This is a genomic window from Streptomyces sp. NPDC048331 (assembly GCF_043201215.1).
GTDB lineage: Bacteria > Actinomycetota > Actinomycetes > Streptomycetales > Streptomycetaceae > Streptomyces.
Window position 1 is genome coordinate 306,967 of sequence record NZ_JBICYT010000004.1, and the last position, 23,369, is coordinate 330,335.

The window sequence follows — 23,369 nt, forward strand, 5'->3', positions numbered from 1 at the left end:
ACGCGATGAGGCATCACGAGGCACCGGCGACGGTCGCGACGAAGGCACCGCGGGAGCGCGACGGCTCGCCGATCGTGGTCGTCGACGACGTGCACCACAGCTTCGGCAGCGGTCCGCAGGCCGTCCACGCCCTGCGCGGTGTGTCCTTCGAGGTCCGCCGCGGCGAACTCACCGCCCTCAGGGGCCGGTCGGGCTCCGGCAAGACCACCCTGCTCAACCTCGTCGGCGGGCTCGACACCCCGACCGGCGGCCGGATCGCCCTCGACGGCACCGACCTGGCGACCCTCGACGAGTCGGGCCTGCTCGCCCTGCGCCGCGACCGCATCGGCTTCGTCTTCCAGTCCTTCGGCCTGATACCCGTCCTGACCGCCGCCGAGAACGTGGGCGTTCCGATGCGGCTGCGGCGCGTCCCCGCGAAGGTGCGCGAGGAGCGCGCCCGCACCCTGCTGGCCCTGGTCGGGCTCGCGGACCACGCCGAGCAGCGCCCGGGCGAGCTCTCCGGTGGCCAGCAGCAGCGGGTGGCGGTGGCCCGCGCCCTGGCCAACGACCCCGAACTGATCATCGCGGACGAGCCCACGGGGCAGCTCGACTCGGAGACGGGCCGTTCGGTGATGGAACTGCTGCGGGCGGTGGTGCGCAGCGAGTCGGTCACCATCCTGGTCGCCACCCACGACCCGAACCTGATCGAACTCGCCGACCGGGTCGTGGAGCTGCGCGACGGTCGCATCGTGGACGTCGAGCCGGTCGACCCTGCCGACCCGGTCGGCTCATGATGCGAGCGCGTCCTCGCTGCCGCGCTGCCAGTAGGTGACCGTCAGCGAGCTGTCGTAGGAGACGCCGGCGGCCGGGAGGTCCGGGGTCGCGGACGCGCCGCCGTCGCTGAGGGGCGTACGGCCCTGGAAGGCGACCGTGAGCCGGCGGCCGGTCGTCGCGCCCTCGCCGCTCCCGTCGGCCGCCGACAGCAGGACCCCCGCGTATCCCGACTCGCCCGGCGCGAGGGACACCACGGCCTGGGGCCGGGTCTCCGGCCGAGCGGCCGGCACCCACTGCATCTCGTCGAAGCGGAGGACGGGGTGGTACGTCAGATCGCAGGTCTTCGACCCGGTGTTCTTCACCGTGATCAGCATGTGGTTGAGCGGCCGGGGGACGGGCTGCACGGTGACCCGCGTGTTCGCTCCGTTGCACAGGACGCGCTCCCCCGCGCCCGACGGGGCCGGGGAACCCTTGGGGGTCGGGGTGGCCGGGGCGGTCGAGGGAGCGGTCGAAGGGGCGGCGGAGGTCGTGGCGGGTCCACCGGTGGCCACGCCGGCGGAGGCCGAAGCGCTCGGCTCTCCCCCGTCCTTGAAGCCCGTACCGTCCTGGCACGCGGTGAGGGAGAGGACGACGAGGGAAGCCACCGCCCCTCCCGCGAGGCGCCGGAGGGTGTGCGCACGGGAGGTGCGGGCGAGCGGGGTGCCGTGGAACGCGTGCATGACTGACGACCTCTCATCGGGCGTGACCGCAGGGCCGGTCGGGGTCCGTAGGGACCGGCCGCCGGGAGCGGTGTGCTTGGATGACCCCAGCCTGAGCGGTGATCCGTCCCAGCCGCCACATCCGCCGGTCGATCCGGCATGCTGGGATACCGAAACAGGCTCTGAACTGCGGAAACAACCTGTCCCTGGAATGCGGGACAGGCCATGGGGTGGGAGGAACGGTGCCGGAGGGCACAGCTGGACCCGAGTTCGCCGGGCTGCTGCGGGAGTTGAAGGACCGGTCCGGACTCAGTTACGGAACGCTCGCCCGACGGCTCCACATGAGTACGTCGACACTGCACCGCTATTGCAGCGGCGAGGTCGTCCCGGCGGACTACGCACCCGTCGAACGGCTCGCCCGCCTGTGCAAGGCCACCCCCGAGGAACTCCTGGCCCTGCACCGGGGTTGGGTGGAGGCGGACGCGAACCGCCCGCGCAGGGGCACGGACACGAGCGGAGCGGCGGCGACCGAAGCGGCGGCCCAGGCACCCGCCGAGGCGGCGGCCCAGGCACCCGCCGAGGCGGCGGGCGAGGCACTCGCCGAGCCGTCCGCGGTGGCGGTCGAGGCGCCCACCGAGCTCGTGGTGGTGGCCGGGACCGCGCGGTCGCCGGCGCCGGCCCGGCGGCCCCGCTCGCGCAGGGCCCTGCTCGCCGCGGTGGCCGTGCCCGTCGTGGCCGCCGCCACCGCCCTCACGTGGGCGCTCACGCTCGACGGGGACCGGCCGGGGCCGGGCACCGACGTCCGGGACAGCCCCCTCGCCGCCGACCGCACCCCCGGTGCGGAGCAGTCCCCTCAGGACCCCGACGGATCCGCGGTACCCCCGTCCTCCTCCGCGTCGTCGTCACCGTCCGTTTCCGGGCCCTCCGGCTCCGCGCCCGCCGCCCCCGCGGCCGGGGGCGGCGGCGAAAGCGGAGGAGGAACCACGGGCACAAGCGGAACCGGCGGTGGCGGCGCCGACACGGCCGCCGGCGCGCCGGTGAAGGTCACCGTCCGCCCGCACACCTGGGAGGCGCCCTGCGGCCAGCACTACCTGATCGACAAGCCCCCGGCCCAGGTGGGACCACCCCCCGTGGAACGCGACGCGCCCGCCTGGGTCGCGGCGGCCGGGGCGGTACCCGCCGGCGAGCAGTACGTCACCCTCACCCTGCAGGGCTCCGGCAAGGACACGGTGGTTCTGGACGGCCTCACCGTCCGTACGGTCGCCAAGCGCGCTCCGCTGCCCTGGAACGACTACGCCATGGGCTACCCCGGGGTGGGGTGCGGCGCGGGCGTCCCGACCCGCTCGTTCGACGTCTCCCTCGACTCCGCGCGCCCGGCCGTCGTGCCCATGGAGGGTCAGTCGGGCTTCCCGTTCTCGGTGAGCGAGTCGCAGCCGGAGGTGTTCCACATCCTGGCCGCCGCCTCCGCCCACGACGTGAGCTGGTACCTGGAGCTGTCCTGGTCCAGCGGCTCCCGCCACGGCACGCTCGCGATCGACCACAACGGCCGGCCCTTCCGTACCAGCGGACGCGACGGCAGGCCCGGCTACGAGTTCCCCCTCGGCGGCGAGGGCTGGGTCAGGGCGGGCACGGTCTCCTGACCCCCGCAAGGTCTCCGCACGGCAGGCCGTCGACCAGGAGCGACCGGGCGGGTACCCGGAGCGCCGGCCCGCCACGTCCCGGAGCGGTCCGGAGCGATCGCCCCTACGATGGGCGGGAACCGGTGCGGGCGGCCGGCCGGCCGCCGGCCCAGAACACTCGGGTGGAGACGACGTATGGCACAGGCCGCCGACACAGCGCGGACCGTCATCCTGACCGTGGACGACGACCCTGGGGTCTCCCGGGCCATCGCCCGTGACCTGCGGCGGCGCTACGGCGCCGAGTACCGGATCGTGCGCGCCGAGTCCGGCGAGTCCGCGCTGGACGCGCTCCGCGAGCTGAAGCTGCGCGGCGACCTGGTCGCGGTGATCCTCGCCGACTACCGGATGCCGCAGATGAACGGCATCGAGTTCCTCGAACAGGCCCTGGCGGTGTACCCCGGCGCCCGGCGGGTGCTGCTGACCGCGTACGCCGACACCAACGCGGCGATCGACGCGATCAACGTCGTCGACCTCGACCATTACCTGCTCAAGCCCTGGGACCCGCCGGAGGAGAAGCTCTACCCGGTCGTGGACGATCTGCTCACGGCCTGGCGGACCAGCGACTACCGTCCGGTCCCCGCCACCAAGGTGGTGGGGCACCGCTGGTCGGCGCGTTCCTCGGACGTCCGGGAGTTCCTGGCTCGCAACCAGGTGCCGTACCGCTGGTACTCCTCCGACGAACCGGAGGGACGGCGGCTGCTGGAGGCGGCCGGGGCCGACGGCCGACGTCTCCCGCTGGTCATCACGCCCGAGGGCACCGCGCTGATCGAACCGGAGGCGCCCGAGCTGGCCGCCCACGTGGGCCTCGCGACGACGCCGGCCGCCGACTTCTACGACCTCGTCGTCATCGGCGGCGGCCCGGCCGGGCTCGGCTCGGCGGTGTACGGGGCCTCCGAGGGGCTGCGTACCGTACTGGTCGAGCGGTCGGCGACCGGCGGACAGGCCGGGCAGAGCTCCCGCATCGAGAACTACCTCGGCTTCCCGGACGGCGTGTCCGGTGCCCAGCTCACGGAGCGGGCCCGCCGTCAGGCCGGTCGGTTCGGCGCCGAGATCCTCACGGCGCGCGAGGTCACGGGGCTGGAGGTGAACGGAGCGGCGCGCATCGTCCGCTTCTCGGACGGTTCGGCGATCGCCGCCCACAGCGTCATCCTGGCGACCGGCGTGTCGTACCGGCAGCTCCGCGCCCCGGGCTGCGACCAACTGACCGGCTGCGGGGTGTACTACGGCTCCTCGTTGACCGAGGCGGCCTCCTGCCTGGGGCAGGACGTGTACATCGTGGGCGGCGCCAACTCGGCCGGGCAGGCGGCGATGTACCTGGCGCGGGGCGCCAAGTCGGTGACGCTGCTGGTGCGCGGGGAGTCCCTGAACGACTCGATGTCGTACTACCTGATCCAGCAGATCGAGGAGACTCCGAACATCACCGTGCGCACCCGGACGGTCGTCGAGGCGGCGCACGGCGAGGGGCACCTGGAGCAGTTGACCCTGCGGGACGTGGACGGCGGAGCGAGCGAACTCGTCGACGCGCAGTGGATGTTCGTGTTCATCGGCGCGGCCCCGCTGACCGACTGGCTGGACGGTACGGTGCTGCGCGACGAGCACGGTTTCATCCTGGCCGGACCGGACCTGACGGCGGACGGGCGCCCGCCGGCCGAGTGGGGACTGGACCGGCCGCCCTACCACCTGGAGACCAACATTCCCGGTGTGTTCGTGGCGGGCGACGCACGCGCCCAGTCCGCGAAGCGCGTCGCCTCCGCCGTCGGAGAGGGAGCCATGGCCGTCATGCTCGTCCACCGGTACCTGGAGCAGTCATGAGCGGACAGGCCATGCCCTGCAGCCCGCAGGAGATCGCCTCGTTGTTCCTGTTCGAGAAGTTGACCCCCGAGCAGCTCGGGCGGCTGTGCGCCGAGGGGCGGGTGGAGCGGTTCGAAGCCGGACCGGTGTACACCGAGGGCGGCACCGCCACCTGCTTCTACGTGATGATCGAGGGCACGGTCGTACTGTCCCGGCGGGTCGGCGGCGACGACGTCGAGGTGAGCCGGACCTCGCAGCGCGGCGTGTACGCGGGGGCGATGCAGGCGTACCTGGGCGAACAGGTGCCGCAGGCGTACACCAACTCGATGCGGGTGACGGAGCCGACGCGGTTCTTCGTGCTGCCCGCGCAGTCGTTCGCGGACATCATGCGGGAGTGGTTCCCGATGGCGGCACACCTGCTGGAGGGACTGTTCTTCGGCTCCAAGAACACCCAGCGGGCCATCGGGCAGCGCGAACGGCTGCTGGCACTGGGGTCGTTGTCGGCCGGCCTCACCCATGAACTCAACAATCCGGCGGCGGCGGCCGTCCGGGCCACGGCGACACTGCGGGAGCGGGTCGGCAAGATGCGGCACAAGCTGGCCCACATCTCCCAGGGCCAGTACTCGCGCGAGACGATCGCCGACCTCATCGAGATCCAGGAGCGGACCGTCGAGCGCGTCGCGAAGGCGACGGCGCTGAGTCCGTTGGAGGCCTCCGACCGGGAGGACGAGCTCGCCGACTGGCTGGACGAGCACGGCATCGCGGAGGGCTGGCGGCTCGCCCCGACGTTCGTGCAGGCCGGGCTGGACACGGACTGGCTGGAGCAGGTCGCGGCGACCGTGGCCGAGGAGATCCTGCCGTCGGCGATCGGCTGGCTCAACTACACGGTCGAGACCGAGTTGTTGATGGACGAGATCGACGACTCCACCACCCGCATCTCCCACCTCGTGGACGCGGCCAAACAGTACTCGCAGCTCGACCGAGCCCCGTATCGGGTCGTCGACGTCCACGAACTCCTCGACAGCACGCTGCTGATGCTGTCCGGCAAGATCGGCTCACGGGTGCGGGTGGTCAAGGAGTACGACCGCTCCGTACCCGACGTGCCCGCCTACCCGGCGGAGCTCAACCAGGTGTGGACCAACCTCATCGACAACGCCGTGTTCGCCATCGGGAGCACCGGCGCGCAGGGCACGCTGACGGTCCGGACCGCGCGCGAGGGCGACCGCCTGCTCGTGGAGTTCGGAGACACCGGACCCGGCATCCCGGCGGACATCCGCAGCCGCATCTTCGACCCCTTCTTCACCACCAAGCCGGTCGGCGAGGGCACAGGTCTGGGCCTCGACATCTCCTGGCGGATCGTCGTCAACAAGCACCACGGCAGCCTCCAGGTCGAGTCCGCCCCCGGTGACACCCGGTTCCAGGTGCTGCTGCCCCTGACCGCCCCGGCCCCCGAGACCGAAGCAGAAGCCGAAGCCGCGACCGAAACAGCTGAGGAGCGCGCATGAGCGAGATCGAGGGAATCGACCCGGGCGCCGCGCCCACCGGCACCGGCTGCGTCGAGTGCGACGAGCTGGGCGGCTGGTGGTTCCACCTGCGGCGCTGCGCCCAGTGCGGCCACATCGGCTGCTGCGACTCCTCCCCGGCCCAGCACGCCACCGCCCACTGGAAGTCCACCGGCCACCCCCTGGTGCAGAGCTTCGAGCCGGGTGAGGACTGGTTCTGGAACTACGCCACGGACGCCCTGTACGACTCCGGCCCCGAACTGACCGCCCCCCGCGACCACCCGGCGGACCAGCCGGCCCCGGGCCCGGCCGGCCGGGTACCCGAGGACTGGACCCGGCGCCTGAACCGCTGACCCGCGACCCCGCCGGGCGGCGCCGGCGGGGTCGCGAGGGTGCGACGGTTCGCTCAGGCCCCGTCGCCGACGGGCGGCGTCCATACCGTGCCGCGGGCCTCGTATTCGAGCATGGTCTCCACGCTCGTCGCCACCTCCGCACCGAGTTCGCGGCGTACGAGCCACAGTGCGAGGTCCAGCCCGGAGGTGATGCCGCCGGCGGTGACCAGGTCGCCGTCGTCCACCACACGACCGTTCTTCAGGAGGCCGCCCCGCTTCTCCAGGTCGGGCCGCGCCTTGTGGTGGGTGGTGCAGGGGCGGTTCGTGGTGAGGCCCGCGGCGGCCAGCAGCATGGTGCCCGTACAGACGGAGCTGACGGTGAGGCCGGGGCGTACGGCCGCGGCCAGTTGCCTCGGGAGGACGCCGCCGCGGATCTCGGCCCATACGCCGGGGCTGTCACGGCGGGCGTATCCGCCGCCGGGCACGAGGAGGATGTCCGCGGCGCGCGGATCCCAGCCGTGCTCGACGGTCACGCGCGTGCCGTAGGCGGCCCGCACGACCCCCGGCCCGGAGGTGGAGACGTAGCGGACGTCCACCTGCCGGCCGGTGAAGAACCGCGCCGCGCAGAAGACCTCGTAGGGCGCGGCGAAGTCGAGCTCCTCCACACCGTCTACAGGACCACGTGGACGCGTAACGGCCCCGCCGGCTTCCCGACGAGTCGCGGTTCCGCCGCCGCGGCCACCCCGGCGGCGCTCGCGAACGCGGCCGCGGCGCCGACGGCGACCTGGGCCCGGAGCACGTTCCTGCGGTTCATCCGACGGTTCCTTCCGTTCAGCGCGGCTGAGCCCCGGTGACCGGCCCGCCGCTCTCCAACAGGAGTCGGGACGGCCTCCGGCCGGGTTCCCGGGCCACGTTGTGGCGGGCACCACAGCGGGGTGTCACATCCGGCGGGCCTGTCCGGTCCCTGCTGCGGAAGGCGCCCTGCGAAGTCGACCGACGAAGGAGACGCTCATGAAGACCTTGCTGGTGTGCACGTCCGTGTCCCACGGCAACACCCGCCGCGTCGCGGCGGCGATGGGAGAGGTGCTCGGCGCCCGTGTGGTCACGCCGGAGGAAGTATCGACCTCGGAGCCGGGGGGCTACGATCTGGTGGGCTTCGGCTCCGGTGTGTTCTCCCGGCGGATGCACCCGGACCTGCTCGGTTTCGTCCGTGCGCTGCCGGCGTCCTCGGGGCGAGCCTTCGTCTTCGCCACGAGCGGTCTGCCGCCATGGACGAGCGCGCCGTTCACCCGCCCGGCGGTACGGCTCCTCGAAGGCAAGGGCTACCAGGTCGAAGGCACCTTCACCTGCCGCGGGTTCGACACGTGGGCCCCGTTCAAGCTGGTCGGCGGCATCAACAGGCGGCGTCCGGACGGGGACGACCTGGCCGCCGCCCGCGCGTTCGCCGAGGGCCTACGGCTCGGCCGATGACCGGGCGGCCGGGGTGCGGGAGGCTTGCGGTGACCGGGTACGCCGCTCCTCCCAGCCCCGTGCCGCTACTGCCCGAAGGCGCCGTGTCGGCCCGCTCCGGCGGCGAACCGGCCCGCGCCGGCCTGCGTCTCGCCCGCGGTCAGTGGCACCATGCCGTGCCGGCACTCCCCCGCCAGTGCGTCCTCCTCGGACAGTCCGTGCTGTTCCAGGACGGACAGCCGGTCGTGGCGCAGGCAGATCCGGGGGAATCCGGCGATCTCGCGAGCCAACTCCTCGGCTGCGGTCCTCGATCCGCCCGCCGGGACCACACGGTTGGCCAGCCCGATCCCGTGCGCCTCGGACGCCGATACCGGACGGCCCGTCAGGATCAGGTCCATGGCCCGGCTCTCGCCGATCAGGCGGGGCAGCCTCACCGTACCGCCGTCGATCAGGGGGACGCCCCAACGGCGGCAGAACACCCCGAACACCGCGTCCTCCTCCACCACCCGCAGGTCGCACCAGAGCGCCAGCTCCAGGCCGCCCGCCACCGCGTGCCCCGCGACGGCCGCGATCACCGGCTTGCCGAGCCGCATCCGGGTGGGCCCCATGGGTCCGTCGCCGGAGGCGAGCACCTGGTTGCCGCGCTCGGTGCCGATGGCCTTGAGGTCGGCGCCCGCGCAGAACGTACCGCCCTCGCCCCAGAGCACGGCCACGGCCGCGTCCTCGTCCGCATCGAACTCCCGGAACGCGTCGGCCAGTCGTGCCGCCGTCGGCCCGTCCACGGCGTTACGTACCTCTGGCCTGCTCAGGATCACCGTGTACACGGGGCCGTCCCGCTCCACGCGTACCGAGGCCCGCTCGTCCGCCATGCCCGTTCCTTTCCCGCTCGCCGATCTCCATGGTGGGGTGGGGTGGCCGCCGCGCGCGGGACCCCGGACGCTCAGCCCGGCCGGCCCACGTCAGCTGGGGAGCAGGGCGGGCCCGTCGGGCCGCCGGGCGTCACGAGCGCGGTCTCGTAGGCGAAGACGACGACCTGCGCGCGGCTGGAGAGCCCCAGCTTGGCCATCGCGCGGTTGAGGTGGGTCTTCACGGTGGCTTCGCTGATGAAGAGTTGCTCCGCGACTTCCGTGTTCGTCGCACCCGTGGCCACGAGTCGCAGCACATCGCGCTCCCGGCCGGTCACGGTGTGCCATTCCGGGGCGATCACCCCCGGTGATGTCGGCCCGGGACGGTACGCCTCGATCAGGCGTCTGGTGACGGTCGGCGCGAAGAGCATGTCGCCCGAGGCGACGGTGTGGACGGCGGCGACCAGGCGTTCGGGAGGGGTTTCCTTGAGCAGGAACCCGCAGGCCCCGGCACGCAGGGCGTTGTAGACGTATTCGTCGAGGTCGAAGGTGGTCAGCACGAGAATCTTCGGCGGTGTGACACCCGCGTCACCCGCCCGGCGAAGGATGCGTTCCGTCGCGGTGATGCCGTCGGTACCCGGCATCCGGAGGTCCATGAGGATGACATCGGGGGCGGTGGCCTCGGCCAGTCGGAGGGCTTCTTCCCCGTCGCGGGCCTCGCCGACCACGCACAGCCCCGGAGCGGCGTTCAGCAGAGCCACCAGTCCGGCACGGATGAGTAGTTGATCGTCGACCACCAGTACCGTCGGCATCGGGGAATGCGGTCCTCATCGGATAGGGACGTCCCCGGAGCCCGGGGCCGGCAGACCACCCGGCCGGTCACCGGTGGTGGGGGCCGGAAGGGTGAGTCGCACCTCGAATCCGCCGAGGGGGCGGGGGCCGGCGGTGACCGACCCGCCGTAGATCTTCGCGCGCTCTCTCATACCGATCAAGCCGTGACCAGGTGACATCTCCTGGTTTGGCTGGAACTTGTCGCCCTCGTCGTTCATCACGCGCACCACGATGGTGCGGCGTTCGTAGCGGATGGTCACGGCCGCCCTGGTCGGTCCCGCGTGCTTGAGCACATTCGTCAGCGCCTCCTGGACCACGCGGTACACGCACAGGGCCATGCCCTGCGACAGCCGGGGCGGGGAGCCCGTGACCTCCAGGGTGACCTCGACCCCCGCGCCGCGCACCCGCTCCAGCAGTCGTTCCAGTAGGTCGATCCCGGGGGCCGGGGCGTGATCGACGCCGTCCTCCAGCGCGTGCGCGCCGCCGGGGACGGTTCCCGCGTCCCCCTGTTCCTCCTGGCCGACCCTCAGGAGTACGAGCATCCGGCGCATCTCCTCCAGCGCCTCCCGGCTGGTGTCGGCGATGGTGTCCAGGGCCCGGCGGCTCGCCGCCGGGTCCGTGGGGAACACGTACGAGGCCATGCCCGCCTGGAGCGAGATGACCGACATGTGGTGGGCGACCACATCGTGCAGTTCCCGCGCGATGCGCACCCGCTCCTCCGTGAGCGCCTGGAGGGCCTTCTCCTCCTGCTGTCGACGCAGTTGGAGGGTCAGTTCGGCGAACTGCCTGTTCCGTTCGGCGAGCGCTCCCGAGCCGCGTCCGACCACGAACACGACGGCCGGGAACAGGACCGCCTGGGCGAGGACGGTCGGCATCGAGCTGTGCTCGATGTTGCCGATCCCGGCGTACACCCACACTCCCCCTACGACGGCCGCGCAGACGAGCGCGGTGGGGAGGCGACGGGTCGCCGCCACCGTGTACAGGCCCAGGAGCGCCGGCATCGAATTGACCACCGGCCAGTACCCGCAGGCGATGAACAGGACCCACAACACACAGGCGGCGGCGAACACCACGACGGGCGCGAGCCGGCGGGCCACCATGACCAGACCGACCAGAGCGGTCAGGACCGCCCCCAGCACGTCCACCGACCGCCATCCGGTCGGCGGCCGCTCCTGCCCCAGCAACAGGCCGGCACCGATGTAGCCCAGTGCGAGCAACAGGTCGGTGAGCAGCGGGCGGTGCCTTCCGCCGAGCCTGTCGAGAAAACCCGATCCAGCGTGCATCGGCGCAGCCTACGGGCCATCGGGCGGCGGGGCCATGCGCCTGAGGCGGGACCGGGCCCTACCGCGCCCGCAGGGTCCCGCTACCGCCGTGGTTGCAGGTCGGCCGCCCGCCACCCGTCCCGGGTGGAGAGTCGAATCATCCGGGCGCGGGCCGCCGGGCGGCCCCCGGCTCGCCTAGCTTTCTGTCGGGCCGACCGCCGGAGCGCAACGGGGTGGCGGCGGCCCGTCGACCTCCGATTCCCTGAGAAAGGGAGACACAGCCATGACCACTCCTGTGCAGCGCACGCTTCTCGGAGCCGCCGCCGTCGCCTCGGCCCTCGTCATCGGGCTCGCGGGTACCGCGAGCGCGGCCACCATGGGCTTCCACCAGACCTCGACCAGCGGCAAGGCCGAGATCAGCGGCACCTACGAGTACCACGTGTCGGGGTCCGTCCCGGGAACCCAGGAGAAGATCTACTCCGGGTCGTTCAAGGGCGCGACGGCCAAGGACAAGGTGGCGGGCGACGGTTACGAGGCCGTCCTGGCCCTGGCCTACCAGGACTGGAAGGACGGTGCCTGGCACCGTGTGACGAACCATGTCGCGGTCGTCAACGGCTCGAAGAGCTGGACCTTCAAGAACAAGAAGGACGTGAAGGCGTACGCCTGCGACCGCAAGGTCGGCACCAGCAAGCTGCTGAACTGCCGCGCCGCCTGGTAGGCCGCTTCCGCCACAGCCCGAAGGGCGGGTCGTCACCCCTGTGACGGCCCGCCCTTCGGTGCTTCAGGAGGCGCGTCCGGACGTCCGCGCGGCGCGCCTCGACACGGTTCCGCGCCCGGTCACGCCTTGAGGGCCCGCCCCGCCACGGCCAGGGCGAGGCGGCGGGGGACCAGGGCGGACGCCGTGGCGTTGAGCCGGTTGGTGAGGCCGACGACGATGCTGGCGGGGGTCCTGCCGCGTTCCAGCGCCCGGCGCGTCGCGGTGACGACCTGCTCCGGGGTGGCCATCCGGCCCACGGCGGCGTCCCGGCTGCCGACGACGTCGAAGAACTCGGTGCGGACCGGCCCCGGCGAGACGGCGAGCACCCGCAGGGAGGAAGCGCGGGTCTCGTACGCGACCGCCTCGGTGAAGTTCAGGACGAAGGCCTTCGTGGCGCCGTAGACCGCCATCGCCGGGGTCGGCTGGTAGGCGGCCGCGCTGGCCACGGTGACGAGGGCGCCCCGGCCGTCGGCCGTCAGGGCGGGCAGGAACTCTCGGGTCAGCTCCGTGACGGCGAGCACGTTGAGCTGGATCATCTCGCTGATCCGGCCGGGGTCCTCGTCGGCGAAGGAGCCGTGAGTGCCGAAGCCCGCGTTGTTGATCAAGGTGTGGACCGGTACGCCGAGTGCGTCGAGCTCCGCGCGCAGCGCTGCCGCGGCACCGGGCCGGGCGAGGTCCACGGCGATCGGGCGGGCCGTGATCCCGTGGCTGCGCTCCAGGTCCGCCGCCAGCTCCTGGAGCCGGTCGACGCGCCGGGCGACGAGGACGACGTCCGCTCCGCGCCGCGCCCACTGCCGGGCGAACTCGACACCGAGGCCTGCACTCGCCCCGGTGATCAGGGCTGTGGTTCCGCGGTATGTCATAGACATGGGTCGGGCTCCGTTCCGGGACTCCGGTCGATGGTCGATACTTGAATGTAGGCAGAGCAAACATTGTTGTCAATGACAACATCAGAGGAGGGAATCGCCTTGGCCGACGCCGACGCGCCTTATCACCACGGCAATCTCAGGGAGGCCCTGCTGGCACGCGCGGAGGACGTGCTCGCGTCCTCGGGGGCGGACAGCCTCTCCCTCCGCGCGCTCGCGCGGGACCTCGGTGTGAGCCACGCGGCACCGGGCCGCCACTTCCGTGACCGCCAGGCGCTGCTGGACGCGCTCGCCGTGGGCGGCTTCACCCGCCTCAACGCACGCCTCCGGGCCGCCGTGGGCGATGCCGGACCCGTCACCGCCCGGCTCGCCGGCATGGGCCGCGCGTACATCGACTTCGCCGTCGCGCACGCCCCGCTGCTGAGCCTGATGTTCACGGCCAAGCACGCCGACCGGTCCAGCGACGAACTGCGCGCACTCGGCCACCAGAGCCTGGAGATCGCCGCCGAACTGATCGCCCTCGCCCAGCGGGAGGGCGTCGTACGGCCGGGCGACCCGGCCCGGCTCGCCCAGGTCGCCTTCTCCGTGGTGCACGGCCTCGCCGCCCTGGCCGTCGGCTCCCTCCTCGAGGACACACCGCTGGAAGAGGCGACGGACCTCGCCCTCGACATCCTGCTCACCGGCCTCGGCACACCCGGTCGCACCGCGTAGGGGCGTCCGGCCGCCTCCTTCGCGACTTAGCGCATTTCCGCCTGCCGCGCCACCGGCGCGCGAAGGGGTGCGGCCGGAACCGATCGGAACGTGCCCCTGCGTTCCCGCGCGAAAAACGGCGCCGTCAGGCCGCCGACCTCCCGTTACGTCGGCACGGACCGTACGTCGGCCCCTTTTCCCGCCGAAATCCGGCGTCATCGATGGCGCATAACGGTTCCTCCGGTCCGATGAACTCCAACGAAAGCTCACATGCGGGAAGTTGGGCGTAGTTATGCTCCCGCCCACCGGTCAGAAGGCCCCCCTTTTCGATAGTTCGAGGACGCCGATGGAGCAAAGAGGTACTCCCCCCGAAAGTCCCCCCCTGGAGGGAAGAGCAAGCCGAATGCTGCCCGCGATCGCGGTCGTGGCCGCCGCCTGCCTGGTGGGAGCGCTCGCTTCCGCATCGGCGCCGCTCGGCACCGCCCTGATCGCCGTCGGCGCCGTGTGCACCGCGGCGGCCTTCGTCGAAGCGAGACGGCGCGGGCGCGCGCTCGCCGCCGGGCGCGCCCAGGTCGCGGCCCTCCAGCACGCGCTGGCCCGGCAGGAGGTCGAGGCCGCCCGGCTCTCCGAGTCGGTGCTGCCCGAGGCCATCGAGCGACTGCGCAAGGGCGAGCTGGCCGAGGAGGTACTGACCGCCCTGGGCGGGCGCGGCGGCCGCGGCACCCGCTGGGGCGACGACGAGGCCCTGACACCGCGCTTCAGGGCCGCCCTCCAGGCCGTCCTGGCCCACGTCATCGACGCGGTCGACAACGAGGAGAGCCTGCGCGACTCGGCGCAGCGTGCCTTCGTGAACGTCGCCCGCCGCGTGCAGGCGATCGTCCATCAGCAGGCCCACGAGATGCGCGAGATGGAGGACCGGCACGGCAGCAACCCGGACGTGTTCGGCGACCTGCTGCGGCTCGACCACGGCACCGCCCTGATCGGCCGGCTCGCCGATTCCATCTCGGTCCTCGGTGGCGCGCGCCCCGGCCGCCAGTGGAGCCGGGCCGTCACCCTGTACAGCGTGATGCGCGGCGCGATGTCGAGGATCATCGACTACCAGCGCGTGGAACTGCACTCGGTCTCCGAGGTCGCCGTCGTCGGTCCGATCGTGGAACCGCTGATCCACACCCTGGCGGAGCTGCTGGACAACGCCACCCGGTACTCGCCCCCGCACACCCGGGTCCACCTGACCGCCGTCGAGGTGCAGTCGGGCATCGCCGTCGAGATCGAGGACGGCGGCCTGAGCATGAGCGAGGAGGCGCGCAGCCGCGCGGAGAAGATGCTCGCGCAGGCGCAGTCCGGGATCGACCTCAACGACCTGGGCGAGACGCCGCGGCTGGGGCTGGCGGTGGTCGGCCGGCTGGCGCAGGCGTACGGGTTCCAGGTGTCCCTGCGCTCGTCCGCGTACGGCGGCGTCCGCGCCGTGGTGATCGTGCCGCAGCACCTGATCACCACGGCCTCCTCCGCGACCGGTCTCGCCCACGGCATCGGCTCCTCCTCGGGACCCAGGGCCGTGGCCGCCACCCCGCGCGAGCACCCCTTCGACCGCTCGTCGGCGGGCGTGGGCGTGCCCCGGCCGGCTCCGGCTCCCAGGCCGGCGCCCGTGAGCGCCGGGCAGCCGGAGACCGCCGCACGTACCTCGACCGGCCTGCCGCAGCGACGTCGGAAGGACCGTGTGGCCACCTCCGAGGCGCGGCCGGCCCCGGAGCCCCGGTCGGCCGACGACGGCGGCCCCGGGATGTGGCTGGAGGCGTTCCACAGCGGATTGTCCGGCACGCCCGGCCACGATGCGCCGGGTACCGAAGGCACGTCGGGTTCAGCCACCAAGGGGGCGTAAGCAGTGATGACTCAGCGAATCAGCAGCATGGACTGGATGCTCAAGGACCTGGCCGCCGGAGTGCCGCAGACGCGGCACGTGATCGTCCTGTCCGCGGACGGTCTGTGCGTGGCGCAGTACGGGGCCGAGACCGACACGGCCGACCGCCTGGCGGCGGCCTGCGCGGGCCTGCAGAGCCTGGCCGGAGCGGTGGCCGCGGAACTGCCCCGCTCGGAGGGCCGGATGCGTCTCGTCGTGATCGAGATGGACGGCGGGTTCTTCTACCTGATGGCCGCCGGCGACGGCTCCTACCTCGCGGTCCTCGCCGACGAGGGCGTGGACGCCGGCCTGATGGGCGCACAGATGCGGAACCTGGTGACCCGAATGGGGGACCACCTGAGCAGCCCGCCCCGACATGACGGGCAGCCCGCGTGAATGAGCCACCCACAAGCTGGGAGGACGGCAGCCCCGAACGGCTCTACGTCATCACCGGCGGACGCAGTGGACCCTCCACCGCCGTCCATCTGGACCTCGTGACCTTAGTCGTGGCCAAAGGGTCCGCCCGGCCCGAGATGCAGCCCGAGCAGGCGGCCATCCTACGGATGTGCCAGTCACCGCTGTCGGTGGCCGAGATCGCCGCGTACGCGAGCCTGCCCGTGAGCGTCGTCACCGTGCTGGTCGGGGACCTGATGGCCGCTCAGCGCGTGTACGTCCGCCCGCCCGTTCCCGCCGCGCAGCTACCCGACCTTGCTCTGATCGAGGCAGTGATCGATGGACTTCAGAAGCTCTGACCCGCCCGCCGGGCCACGCCCGGCGGACATACTCCCGCAGACCGCCGCGGCCGCCGTGAAGATCGTCATCGTCGGCGGATTCGGTGTGGGCAAGACGACGATGGTCGGTGCGGTCAGCGAGATCAAGCCGCTGACGACCGAGGAGACGATGACCAGGGCCGGTGTCGGCGTCGACGACACCTGGGGCGTGGACCGCAAGATCACCACCACCGTCGCCATGGACTTCGGCCGCATCAGCATCAACGACGAGCTGGTCCTCTACCTGTTCGGCACCCCGGGCCAGGAGCGCTTCTGGTTCCTGTGGCGCGGGCTCTTCGAGGGCGCGCTCGGAGCGGTCGTACTCCTCGACACCCGCCGCCTGGAGATCAGCTTCGATGTCATCGGACGGTTGGAGGAGCGGGGCGTGCCCTTCGTCGTGGCCGTCAACTCCTTCCCCGGCGCACCCGAGCATCCGCTGGAGGAACTGCGCCAGGCCCTCGATCTGCCCCCCGCCGTCCCGATCCTCGTCTGCGACGCCAGACGACGGGACTCGTCCCGCGATGTCCTGCTGACCCTCATGCGCTACCTGCACTCCCAGGCAGCCACCCAGGAGGCAATGTGAGCACCACCCCCACCCCACCGCCCGAGTGCCCCGCCCACGCGGCGGCGGCGACCTCGGGCGGTCTCTACCGGCTCCACGGAGCGGAGGCCCAGGCCGATCCCCTCGCGCTGTACGAGAAGCTGCGGGCCGAACACGGGCCGGTGGCCCCCGTCCTGGTGAGCGGTGACCTCCCGGCCTGGCTGGTCCTCGGCCACCGGGAGAACCTGGACGTGGCGCGCACGTCCTCGCGCTTCGCCCGTGACCCGCGGGGCTGGCGCGACATGCGGGAGGGCCGGGTACCGGCGGACACCCCGCTCGGTCCGATGGTCTCCTGGGTACCGGTGTGCAACTTCACCGACGGTCCCGTGCACGAGCGGCTGCGCTCGGCCGTGGTGGAGTCCCTGGAGCGCTTCGACAAGCGCGGCATCCGCCGCTACGTGACCCGCTTCGCCAACCAGCTCGTCGACCAGATCGCGGCCGAGGGGTACGCAGACCTGGTGTCGGCCTTCTCCGACCAGCTCCCCATGCTGGTCATGACCCAGCTCGTCGGAGCGCCCGACGAGCACGGCCCGCTGCTGGTCAACGCGGCGCGCGACATGCTCCAGGGAACCGAGACGGCCCTGCAGAGCGACCGTTACGTCACCGCCACGCTGGAACACCTGGTGGTCGAACGCAAGGCCAGGCCGGTGCGCGACCTCGCCTCATGGCTGATCGAGCACCCCGCGAACCTGAGCGACACCGAGGTGCTGATGCACCTGCGCGTCGTACTGATCGCGGCCTACGAGACCACCGCCAACCTGATCGCCAACACGCTGCGCACCGTACTGACCGACCCGCGCTTCCGGGCCAGCCTCTCCGGAGGGCACATGACGCTGCCCGACGCCCTGGAGCAGGTCCTGTGGGACGACCCGCCGATCAACACGATCATCGGGCGCTGGGCCACGGGTGACACCCTGCTCGGCGGCCAGCAGGTGAAGGCCGGCGACATGATCCTGCTGGGGCTGGCCGCGGGCAACGCCGACCCGCAGATCCGGCCGGATCCCGAGGCCTCCGTCCACGGCAACCGTTCCCACCTGGCGTTCAGCAGCGGCCCGCACGAGTGCCCGGGCCAGGACATCGGCCGTGCCATCGCGGACACCGGCATCGAGGTCCTGCTGGACCGGCTGCCCGACCTCCAGCTGGCGGTCGACGCGAGCGAGCTGCAGTGGCGCGGCACCCTCATGTCACGCCACCTGCTGTCCCTGCCCGTACGGTTCGCCCCGCGCCCCGTACCGAGCACGCAGCCCGAGGCAGAGCAGCCGGCCGGGCACCCTGAGCACGTGTTCGTCCCGCCGCAGCCGACGGCCGCGCCCCCGGTCCCCGGTCGCCGGCGCCGCGGGGTGAGCTGGTGGCGGCGGCTGCTCGGCATCGGCTGACGGCTCCGCGTACCGAGGCCCCGACCGCACCGGTCGGGGCCTCGGGCGTGTCATCACCGCTCAGTCGCGCACGTGTACGTGCTGCCACCAGGAGGCGAGGGCCGGCACGTCCGGCGGCTCGGTTCCGGCGAACCGGGGCAGGTCGGCGGAGCCGGGAACATCGGCGGATCCGGGAACATCGGCGCAGCCGGGAACATCGGCGAACCGGATCGCGAACCGGGCTTGGGCGAGCGGCAGTTCATGCCGGTTGCGCGGGCTCGCGTACCGCGGCGCCCGGCTCTGCCAGGTGATGGAGCCGGCCACGTAATGGCCCAACGCCGCCAGATGACGCCGCAGTTGCGCGTCGGCGCCGGCCTCCAGGCGCGTCCGGAGCGTCAGGAAGAGGACCATCACCCGGTCACGCAGGGCCACCGCGAGCGGCACCGCCTCGGCGGGTGAGCAGTTCTCCTGGTGGGCGAGGACGTTGACCAGATTCACCTCGCGCGGCTCCAGGTGATCGTCCTTGTCGTAGGAGAACAGGTCGTTGTCCGCGCTGACGACGAATCCCGCCGCATCGGTCAGTGCCGTCAGGGCGCGGGAGCAGAGCACGTCGGCCGGCAGCCGGTCCCCGCGCGCGACGTCGGACCAGGTCAGCGAGAAGCGCGTGCCGTTCGCCAACGGCCCCATGGCGACGAAGTCGTTCAATCTCGGCATGGTGCCCGCCTCGGCCTGGGCGGCCCGCCAGGCCGCTCCGAGCAGCCAGTCACGCGTCCCCTCGACGAACCTGCGCAGCTCGTAGGGTGTGAGCAGGGCGTGGGTGCGGCGGACCAGGTCCAGCAGCGCACGGGTCATCGGTCCGTCGGGCAGCACCGACGCCCCCGAGTCCTCGATGGTGCGCAGCAGGCGTACGCCGTGTTCGACGACGGCCCCCGTCCCCACCTCGTCCGATCCCGAGTCCTGCCAGTCGTCGACGGCGTTGGCCCAGTAGTTCCACTCGGTGAAGAGCAGGAGGGCGTCGACGCTCCCGTCGGGGATGATGCGGCAGGAGAAGTCGGCGCTGTGCGTGGCGAGACCCCAGGCGCGCTCGACCGGATCGGGGTAGACGCCGAAGGCGTCCAGCCACTCGACCGCCTGGGCCTCCACCCACTTCGCCCGGGGATGGACGAGATCGCGTTCCAGGGGGCAGTAGAAGGCCGGCAGGCGCGCACCGAGGCGGGAGGGGCGCGGCGCCGGTGTCGGTGGCGCCGGCGGTGTCGGTGTCGGTGGCGATGCGGGTGCGGGTGCTGGTGCGGTTGGCGCGGCGGATGCGGGTATGGAAGCGGGTAGGGGTACGGGTACGGGTGGCAACGTCATCGGCGGCCCCCGATCCGGAACTGCAGCAACCGGGTCTGCACCGCGTGGTCCCGCCAGAGCCGGAAGAACCTGCTGTGCGCGATCGTCGACTGTTCGAGCCGCTCGCCGGTCCAGGCCCCGGGCGCGGCGTCGACCCCCGCGCGGAGCCGATCCAGTTCGGCGGTGTTCCACGCCATGGACTGCACCCAGAACTCCGCCACCGAGTCCGTCACGTCCTCCTCATGCACGAGTTCGAACCCGGCCGCCTCGGCCGCGGTCAGGTACTCCCCTCTGAGTCCGAGTCGCGTTCTGTAGTAGCCGTCGATGAACTCGCGCCAGGTGGAGCGGCCCACGAAGTGTTCCTGGATCCCGAACCACCCGCCGGGCTCCAACGCCTTGGCGACGACCTCGAAGAGCCGGGCCCGGTCGGTGTAGCCGCTGCTCTCGTTGGCGTAGACGGCGTCGTAGGCACGGGTCTCGTCCAGGTCGTGCACATCGGCCAGTACGGGGTCCAATCTCTCCCCGACCCCGGCCTGCAGGGCGAAGTGCCGCACGATCGGGATGTGTTCGGCCGCGACGGTGAGGCTGGTGACCGCCGCTCCGTGCTCCTGGGCCCAGTAGAGCGAGGTGCCACCGAGCCCGCAGCCGATGTCCAACAGCCGCCGGGGAGGCGCCTCGTACGCGCCCCACGCTCGGGCCGAGTGCTCGACGATGCGCTCCTGCGCGTCGAGCATGCGCTGCTTCACGACGCTCTGGGGGACGGTGGTGTCCGGCGGGCCGTCCGGATACAGCCCCACGTGGAAGTGGACACGCGGGCCCGGGCCGTACTTGTGCAGGATCTCCTGGGTCTTGTGGCTGTAGTACAGCTGTATGGGATCGTCCGCGGCCGAACCCTGGTCGCCGGCTAAGGACGCTACGAGGGGGGTGACGCGCATGGGGTGTCCGCCCTTTCGTGGGGTAGGGCTGCCGCCGGGACACGCTGTCACCGCGCTCATCGCGTCCCGTTCGGCACACTGTCGAAGCACGGATCATCGTGGCACTTCACAGGCCCTACGTCAGCCCACTGGAGCAACACGGAACGGCGTCCGAATTTCGCCGGTGTGGAGCCGACCGACACCGGTCGTACGGCCGGCCGAGGCCGATCGAGTCGGGGTGAGGGCCACATCAGGTCGCGGAGGCCGCGTCCGCGGCGTCCGGAACGCCGGCTCGGTGCGGGCCGGCGACGGTGGCGAGATAGCGCCCGTGCGCACCCGTGCGCACCCGTGCGGGGACGGCCGCCGGCGGGTGCCCGTCACCGCCCGTCACCCCATCGCGGACGGCTTCGGTCCGCAACGAGGTCCGGCCGGGACGGTGAGGGTCGCCGGGTCGCCCCCGCGGGCTGCGCGGGCCCGTCAGGACGCGGAGGAGCGTCCCGGCTTCCGTGGGCGGAGGCCCCACGTTCCACCTGGTCGGACCGTCCGTGGGGAGCGCCGGGAGGGTCCGGGGCAGGCGGTCGGCTCCGATCGCCAGAGCGCTATGCCCCCATTACGTAGATATCCTGTGAAGTGTGATCGAGTCTGGAAGGCCGCGGCTCCGCCGGCGCCCCGGCCCGGGAAGACTTGTGCGGCTGTCGCCGGTCATCCTGACCGTCGTCATCGCCAGCCTGGCCTACGCCACTCCCCCGGAGATGGCCTTCAGCCGCCTCCTGCCCGCAGCGCCGGCCCTCGCCGCCGCCATGTGGCCGGTGCTCCCCACCGTCCTGCTCGGGACGGTCTGCCTGCTGCTGATGATCGGCCTCGGCATGGTCTTCCCCGACCTGGGGACGTGGTGGACGGCCGCGGGGATCATCGCGGTCACCGTGGCCGCCGCGTACGGGAGCCACGTCCGGCTCCAGCGGGAGCGCACCCTCTTCCAGGTACGGCTCGTCGCGGACGCGGCGCAGCAGGTGGTGCTCAGCCCCATGCCGCGCCGCTTCGGCCGCGTCGAGATCGAGTCGCTCTATCTCGCGGCCGCGGCCGAGGCCCGGATCGGCGGGGACTTCTACGAGGTGGTCGACACCCCGTTCGGGATCAGGCTGCTCATCGGTGACGTACGCGGCAAGGGCCTGCCCGCGGTGGGGGCGGCCGCCGCGATCGTCAACGCCTTCCGGGAGGCCGCGTACGACGAGACCGACATGGTCGACATCGCCCGCCGCATGGATGCCAGCAGCATGCGCTACAACGGCGCCTTTCCACCCGAGGGGCCGTTGGAGCGCTTCGCCACCGCCCTGCTCGTCGAGATTCCGCACGGGGGGAGACGTATCGACATCCTCAACTGCGGACACCCTCCACCTCTGCTCCTGAACGCGGGGAAGGTCCGCGCCCTCGAACCCAGCACCCCCTCGCCCCTGCTCAGCCTCGCGGAGTTGATCGGCGACCACTACAGCGTCGACACCTTCGACTTCGCCCCCGACGACCTGCTGCTTCTCTACACCGACGGGATCGCCGAGACCCGCGCGCGCGACGGCGAGTTCTTCCCGCTGGCGGCCTGGATGGGCCGACAGCCCCCGACACCACCCGACGAGCTCCTCACCGCGCTGCACCGCGACCTGCTCGACTACAGCAGGGGCCGCCTCGACGACGACATCGCCGCCCTCGCCGTACGTCTGTGCGAGTCCTGAGCGAGCCGCACCACTGCGCTCCGCAGGGCGGGGCGGGTCAGATCTTCAGCTCGATACCGAACCCGCCCGCGCCGGGCGCCGGAACCCGGTCCGGGTTCTCCCGGTCCGCGGGACCCGCCTCCGGGGCCGGAGCGGGCTTCGTGGTCTCGGGCTTCGTGGTCTCGGGCTTGTGCTCGCAGTACACCTTGCCCTGGTAAAACTTGCAGCCCGGCATGTTCTGCACGTCCCGCGGCTTGCTGTTCTTCTTGCCCTTGGACCTGTCCTTGCCACCCCGCTCATGCTTACCGTTCGCATTCCCATGCCCACTCTTCGCATGGTCACCACGGCCGGCCGCGAACGCGGTCACCTCGCCGGTGTGCGGCGCGGCGGCCTCGGCGGCGAACGCACTGGTGGGCACCAGTACACCGCCGGTGACGAAGGCGGCCGAGACGGCGAACATCGCGAAGCGCTGCTTTCGGGTGCTGCGGACCATGAGAGTTCTCCGATGAAGAGGCGACGAGGGTCAGGTTCCAGAGGAGAGGAGCAGAAATGTCTGCTTTGTCCCCTCACTAAGAGCCTGGCCACGGAACTTCACCGGCCCGTCCGCCGACTGTCACAGGCGCGTGACAGGCCCCTTCGATCCGTCCGGCGGCGACTTCAGGTGGGCGTCCTCGTCGGACCGTGCGACGGCGGCGAAGCGGCACAGGTCTCGCAGCTCAGCGACGGTGGGGAGCCGGCGGGCCACGTCATGGACGGTCATGGGCTCATCCGACCGGAACCCTCTGACATCAGCCTCTGACATCAGCCCCGCGCCCGTCGGACATCGCGGTCAGTGGCAGTTCCAGAGCCGCACGCCCCACGAGGAGCGCGTCTCCGGACGGAAGCGGCCCTGCAGTCAGGGCGTGGCGTCCAGGACACGAATGATCCTCCGGATCGTCGCCCGCCATTCCTCCGCATCGGCGCCGTCGACCCAGCCCACAGCGAGCTCCGATCCGTCCTGCAGAACGCGACGCAGTGCCCGGACTGCCACAGGGCGCAGCGAAAGCGGTATGTCCGGCAATTGCCCGGAGGGGCCGTCGTCAGGGCCGATCACCACCTGGCTGCCCGGAATGCGGCTCGCGAGGAGGGCGGAAGCGGCGACGGCTTCGGCCCCGTCGCCGCCGTCCACACGTGAGCCTGCTTCCGCCACCTTCACGACAGCTCGCGTCATCGCCTCGACGACCTGCGCGGCCGACATCCCCGCGAGTCCATCGACGAAGTCTGCGGCCAGGTCACTGTCGAACGGATTGGTCCCCCACGTTCCCATTCCACCCTCACCTTCCCCTATCCGTACGCGCTCAGG

At 72.1% G+C, this 23,369-nt stretch carries 26 protein-coding genes; 14 read left to right on the forward strand and 12 right to left on the reverse strand.

Features of this window, described 5'->3' with window-relative positions; translation table 11 throughout:
* The first annotated feature begins 5 nt into the window (after nucleotides 1-5).
* The gene (locus ACGFYY_RS09425) at nucleotides 6-773 is read left to right on the forward strand and encodes an ABC transporter ATP-binding protein (RefSeq protein ID WP_365271393.1); all 768 of its coding nucleotides are present in this window, start codon (nucleotides 6-8) and stop codon (nucleotides 771-773) included.
* Here the strand turns inward: ACGFYY_RS09425 and ACGFYY_RS09430 are convergent.
* Nucleotides 768-1,472 (reverse strand): DUF4232 domain-containing protein, encoded by a 705-nt coding sequence (locus ACGFYY_RS09430; RefSeq protein WP_393707867.1) that lies wholly within the window; start codon nucleotides 1,470-1,472, stop codon nucleotides 768-770. The two genes, ACGFYY_RS09425 and ACGFYY_RS09430, sit on opposite strands and share 6 nt — an antisense overlap.
* Before the next feature lie 221 nt (nucleotides 1,473-1,693).
* Here ACGFYY_RS09430 and ACGFYY_RS09435 point away from each other — a divergent pair, with 221 nt between their 5' ends.
* The 4 genes from ACGFYY_RS09435 to ACGFYY_RS09450 all read left to right on the forward strand — a co-directional run bounded on the left by ACGFYY_RS09435 (nucleotide 1,694) and on the right by ACGFYY_RS09450 (nucleotide 6,776).
* Nucleotides 1,694-3,091: a helix-turn-helix domain-containing protein gene (locus tag ACGFYY_RS09435; RefSeq protein WP_393707868.1), complete on the forward strand. Its 1,398-nt coding sequence runs from the start codon at nucleotides 1,694-1,696 to the stop codon at nucleotides 3,089-3,091.
* A 174-nt stretch (nucleotides 3,092-3,265) separates the two neighbouring features.
* On the forward strand, nucleotides 3,266-4,942 hold the full coding sequence (locus ACGFYY_RS09440; protein WP_393707869.1) for an FAD-dependent oxidoreductase: 1,677 nt from the start codon (nucleotides 3,266-3,268) through the stop codon (nucleotides 4,940-4,942).
* On the forward strand, nucleotides 4,939-6,426 hold the full coding sequence (locus ACGFYY_RS09445) for an ATP-binding protein (RefSeq protein WP_393707870.1): 1,488 nt from the start codon (nucleotides 4,939-4,941) through the stop codon (nucleotides 6,424-6,426). Before ACGFYY_RS09440 ends, ACGFYY_RS09445 begins: the two co-directional genes overlap by 4 nt.
* The gene (locus ACGFYY_RS09450) at nucleotides 6,423-6,776 is read left to right on the forward strand and encodes a UBP-type zinc finger domain-containing protein (protein ID WP_393707871.1); all 354 of its coding nucleotides are present in this window, start codon (nucleotides 6,423-6,425) and stop codon (nucleotides 6,774-6,776) included. Before ACGFYY_RS09445 ends, ACGFYY_RS09450 begins: the two co-directional genes overlap by 4 nt.
* Nucleotides 6,777-6,829: 53 nt before the next feature.
* On the opposite strand, the gene ACGFYY_RS09455 is transcribed toward ACGFYY_RS09450, so the two are convergent.
* Nucleotides 6,830-7,420 (reverse strand): DJ-1/PfpI family protein, encoded by a 591-nt coding sequence (locus tag ACGFYY_RS09455; protein WP_393707872.1) that lies wholly within the window; start codon nucleotides 7,418-7,420, stop codon nucleotides 6,830-6,832.
* A 5-nt stretch (nucleotides 7,421-7,425) separates the two neighbouring features.
* Entirely contained in the window at nucleotides 7,426-7,569 is a 144-nt protein-coding gene (locus ACGFYY_RS09460) for a hypothetical protein (protein WP_393707873.1), read from the reverse strand.
* Nucleotides 7,570-7,766: 197 nt separating this feature from the next.
* Here ACGFYY_RS09460 and ACGFYY_RS09465 point away from each other — a divergent pair, with 197 nt between their 5' ends.
* Nucleotides 7,767-8,225, forward strand: coding sequence for a flavodoxin family protein (locus tag ACGFYY_RS09465; protein ID WP_393707874.1), 459 nt, complete (start codon nucleotides 7,767-7,769; stop codon nucleotides 8,223-8,225).
* 65 nt (nucleotides 8,226-8,290) lie between these two features.
* Here the strand turns inward: ACGFYY_RS09465 and ACGFYY_RS09470 are convergent, their stop codons facing one another.
* From ACGFYY_RS09470 to ACGFYY_RS09480, 3 genes are all read right to left on the reverse strand, one after another.
* Nucleotides 8,291-9,073: a crotonase/enoyl-CoA hydratase family protein gene (locus tag ACGFYY_RS09470; RefSeq protein WP_393707875.1), complete on the reverse strand. Its 783-nt coding sequence runs from the start codon at nucleotides 9,071-9,073 to the stop codon at nucleotides 8,291-8,293.
* A gap of 71 nt (nucleotides 9,074-9,144) precedes the next feature.
* The gene (locus tag ACGFYY_RS09475) at nucleotides 9,145-9,861 is read right to left on the reverse strand and encodes a response regulator (RefSeq protein ID WP_393707876.1); all 717 of its coding nucleotides are present in this window, start codon (nucleotides 9,859-9,861) and stop codon (nucleotides 9,145-9,147) included.
* A gap of 15 nt (nucleotides 9,862-9,876) precedes the next feature.
* On the reverse strand, nucleotides 9,877-11,163 hold the full coding sequence (locus tag ACGFYY_RS09480) for a sensor histidine kinase (RefSeq protein ID WP_393707877.1): 1,287 nt from the start codon (nucleotides 11,161-11,163) through the stop codon (nucleotides 9,877-9,879).
* A 262-nt stretch (nucleotides 11,164-11,425) separates the two neighbouring features.
* Between ACGFYY_RS09480 and ACGFYY_RS09485 the strand changes: the two genes are divergently transcribed.
* Complete coding sequence (locus tag ACGFYY_RS09485) at nucleotides 11,426-11,860, forward strand: hypothetical protein (protein ID WP_365271428.1); 435 nt, start codon at nucleotides 11,426-11,428, stop codon at nucleotides 11,858-11,860.
* Between the two features lie 119 nt (nucleotides 11,861-11,979).
* Here the strand turns inward: ACGFYY_RS09485 and ACGFYY_RS09490 are convergent, their stop codons facing one another.
* Complete coding sequence (locus ACGFYY_RS09490; protein WP_393707878.1) at nucleotides 11,980-12,768, reverse strand: SDR family NAD(P)-dependent oxidoreductase; 789 nt, start codon at nucleotides 12,766-12,768, stop codon at nucleotides 11,980-11,982.
* A gap of 72 nt (nucleotides 12,769-12,840) precedes the next feature.
* Here ACGFYY_RS09490 and ACGFYY_RS09495 point away from each other — a divergent pair, with 72 nt between their 5' ends.
* The 6 genes from ACGFYY_RS09495 to ACGFYY_RS09520 all read left to right on the forward strand — a co-directional run bounded on the left by ACGFYY_RS09495 (nucleotide 12,841) and on the right by ACGFYY_RS09520 (nucleotide 18,099).
* Nucleotides 12,841-13,476, forward strand: coding sequence for a WHG domain-containing protein (locus ACGFYY_RS09495; RefSeq protein ID WP_365271434.1), 636 nt, complete (start codon nucleotides 12,841-12,843; stop codon nucleotides 13,474-13,476).
* Nucleotides 13,477-13,858: 382 nt separating this feature from the next.
* On the forward strand, nucleotides 13,859-15,334 hold the full coding sequence (locus tag ACGFYY_RS09500) for an ATP-binding protein (RefSeq protein ID WP_365271437.1): 1,476 nt from the start codon (nucleotides 13,859-13,861) through the stop codon (nucleotides 15,332-15,334).
* A gap of 6 nt (nucleotides 15,335-15,340) precedes the next feature.
* Entirely contained in the window at nucleotides 15,341-15,748 is a 408-nt protein-coding gene (locus ACGFYY_RS09505) for a roadblock/LC7 domain-containing protein (protein ID WP_030713382.1), read from the forward strand.
* The gene (locus ACGFYY_RS09510; protein WP_365271441.1) at nucleotides 15,745-16,104 is read left to right on the forward strand and encodes a DUF742 domain-containing protein; all 360 of its coding nucleotides are present in this window, start codon (nucleotides 15,745-15,747) and stop codon (nucleotides 16,102-16,104) included. Before ACGFYY_RS09505 ends, ACGFYY_RS09510 begins: the two co-directional genes overlap by 4 nt.
* Nucleotides 16,085-16,705, forward strand: coding sequence for an ATP/GTP-binding protein (locus ACGFYY_RS09515; RefSeq protein ID WP_393707879.1), 621 nt, complete (start codon nucleotides 16,085-16,087; stop codon nucleotides 16,703-16,705). The genes ACGFYY_RS09510 and ACGFYY_RS09515 overlap by 20 nt, the downstream gene beginning before the upstream one ends.
* Nucleotides 16,702-18,099: a cytochrome P450 gene (locus ACGFYY_RS09520; RefSeq protein ID WP_393707880.1), complete on the forward strand. Its 1,398-nt coding sequence runs from the start codon at nucleotides 16,702-16,704 to the stop codon at nucleotides 18,097-18,099. The genes ACGFYY_RS09515 and ACGFYY_RS09520 overlap by 4 nt, the downstream gene beginning before the upstream one ends.
* A 60-nt stretch (nucleotides 18,100-18,159) precedes the next feature.
* Here ACGFYY_RS09520 and ACGFYY_RS09525 read toward each other — a convergent pair whose 3' ends face one another.
* Together ACGFYY_RS09525 and ACGFYY_RS09530 are read right to left on the reverse strand one after the other, a co-directional pair.
* Entirely contained in the window at nucleotides 18,160-19,221 is a 1,062-nt protein-coding gene (locus ACGFYY_RS09525; RefSeq protein ID WP_393707881.1) for a hypothetical protein, read from the reverse strand.
* 206 nt (nucleotides 19,222-19,427) lie between these two features.
* A complete protein-coding gene (locus ACGFYY_RS09530) occupies nucleotides 19,428-20,345 on the reverse strand; it encodes a methyltransferase domain-containing protein (protein WP_365271453.1) in 918 nt (305 codons plus the stop codon).
* A 665-nt stretch (nucleotides 20,346-21,010) separates the two neighbouring features.
* Between ACGFYY_RS09530 and ACGFYY_RS09535 the strand changes: the two genes are divergently transcribed.
* Nucleotides 21,011-22,048, forward strand: coding sequence for a PP2C family protein-serine/threonine phosphatase (locus ACGFYY_RS09535; RefSeq protein ID WP_365271458.1), 1,038 nt, complete (start codon nucleotides 21,011-21,013; stop codon nucleotides 22,046-22,048).
* A 37-nt stretch (nucleotides 22,049-22,085) separates the two neighbouring features.
* Here ACGFYY_RS09535 and ACGFYY_RS09540 read toward each other — a convergent pair whose 3' ends face one another.
* The 3 genes from ACGFYY_RS09540 to ACGFYY_RS09550 form a co-directional block, all read right to left on the reverse strand.
* Nucleotides 22,086-22,520, reverse strand: coding sequence for a hypothetical protein (locus tag ACGFYY_RS09540; RefSeq protein WP_393707882.1), 435 nt, complete (start codon nucleotides 22,518-22,520; stop codon nucleotides 22,086-22,088).
* A 120-nt stretch (nucleotides 22,521-22,640) separates the two neighbouring features.
* Nucleotides 22,641-22,787: a hypothetical protein gene (locus tag ACGFYY_RS09545; protein WP_393707883.1), complete on the reverse strand. Its 147-nt coding sequence runs from the start codon at nucleotides 22,785-22,787 to the stop codon at nucleotides 22,641-22,643.
* A 135-nt stretch (nucleotides 22,788-22,922) separates the two neighbouring features.
* Complete coding sequence (locus ACGFYY_RS09550; RefSeq protein ID WP_393707884.1) at nucleotides 22,923-23,333, reverse strand: DUF4259 domain-containing protein; 411 nt, start codon at nucleotides 23,331-23,333, stop codon at nucleotides 22,923-22,925.
* Nucleotides 23,334-23,369 lie beyond the last annotated feature (36 nt).

Coding starts and splice junctions, on each gene's coding strand:
- ACGFYY_RS09425 (WP_365271393.1), top strand. CDS start 6: ATGAGGCATCACGAGGCACCGGCGACGGTCGCGACGAAGGCACCGCGG.
- ACGFYY_RS09430 (WP_393707867.1), bottom strand. CDS start 1,472: ATGCACGCGTTCCACGGCACCCCGCTCGCCCGCACCTCCCGTGCGCAC.
- ACGFYY_RS09440 (WP_393707869.1), top strand. CDS start 3,266: ATGGCACAGGCCGCCGACACAGCGCGGACCGTCATCCTGACCGTGGAC.
- ACGFYY_RS09445 (WP_393707870.1), top strand. CDS start 4,939: ATGAGCGGACAGGCCATGCCCTGCAGCCCGCAGGAGATCGCCTCGTTG.
- ACGFYY_RS09450 (WP_393707871.1), top strand. CDS start 6,423: ATGAGCGAGATCGAGGGAATCGACCCGGGCGCCGCGCCCACCGGCACC.
- ACGFYY_RS09460 (WP_393707873.1), bottom strand. CDS start 7,569: ATGAACCGCAGGAACGTGCTCCGGGCCCAGGTCGCCGTCGGCGCCGCG.
- ACGFYY_RS09465 (WP_393707874.1), top strand. CDS start 7,767: ATGAAGACCTTGCTGGTGTGCACGTCCGTGTCCCACGGCAACACCCGC.
- ACGFYY_RS09470 (WP_393707875.1), bottom strand. CDS start 9,073: ATGGCGGACGAGCGGGCCTCGGTACGCGTGGAGCGGGACGGCCCCGTG.
- ACGFYY_RS09475 (WP_393707876.1), bottom strand. CDS start 9,861: ATGCCGACGGTACTGGTGGTCGACGATCAACTACTCATCCGTGCCGGA.
- ACGFYY_RS09480 (WP_393707877.1), bottom strand. CDS start 11,163: ATGCACGCTGGATCGGGTTTTCTCGACAGGCTCGGCGGAAGGCACCGC.
- ACGFYY_RS09485 (WP_365271428.1), top strand. CDS start 11,426: ATGACCACTCCTGTGCAGCGCACGCTTCTCGGAGCCGCCGCCGTCGCC.
- ACGFYY_RS09490 (WP_393707878.1), bottom strand. CDS start 12,768: ATGTCTATGACATACCGCGGAACCACAGCCCTGATCACCGGGGCGAGT.
- ACGFYY_RS09495 (WP_365271434.1), top strand. CDS start 12,841: ATGACAACATCAGAGGAGGGAATCGCCTTGGCCGACGCCGACGCGCCT.
- ACGFYY_RS09500 (WP_365271437.1), top strand. CDS start 13,859: ATGCTGCCCGCGATCGCGGTCGTGGCCGCCGCCTGCCTGGTGGGAGCG.
- ACGFYY_RS09505 (WP_030713382.1), top strand. CDS start 15,341: ATGACTCAGCGAATCAGCAGCATGGACTGGATGCTCAAGGACCTGGCC.
- ACGFYY_RS09515 (WP_393707879.1), top strand. CDS start 16,085: ATGGACTTCAGAAGCTCTGACCCGCCCGCCGGGCCACGCCCGGCGGAC.
- ACGFYY_RS09530 (WP_365271453.1), bottom strand. CDS start 20,345: ATGCGCGTCACCCCCCTCGTAGCGTCCTTAGCCGGCGACCAGGGTTCG.
- ACGFYY_RS09540 (WP_393707882.1), bottom strand. CDS start 22,520: ATGGTCCGCAGCACCCGAAAGCAGCGCTTCGCGATGTTCGCCGTCTCG.
- ACGFYY_RS09545 (WP_393707883.1), bottom strand. CDS start 22,787: ATGACCGTCCATGACGTGGCCCGCCGGCTCCCCACCGTCGCTGAGCTG.
- ACGFYY_RS09550 (WP_393707884.1), bottom strand. CDS start 23,333: ATGGGAACGTGGGGGACCAATCCGTTCGACAGTGACCTGGCCGCAGAC.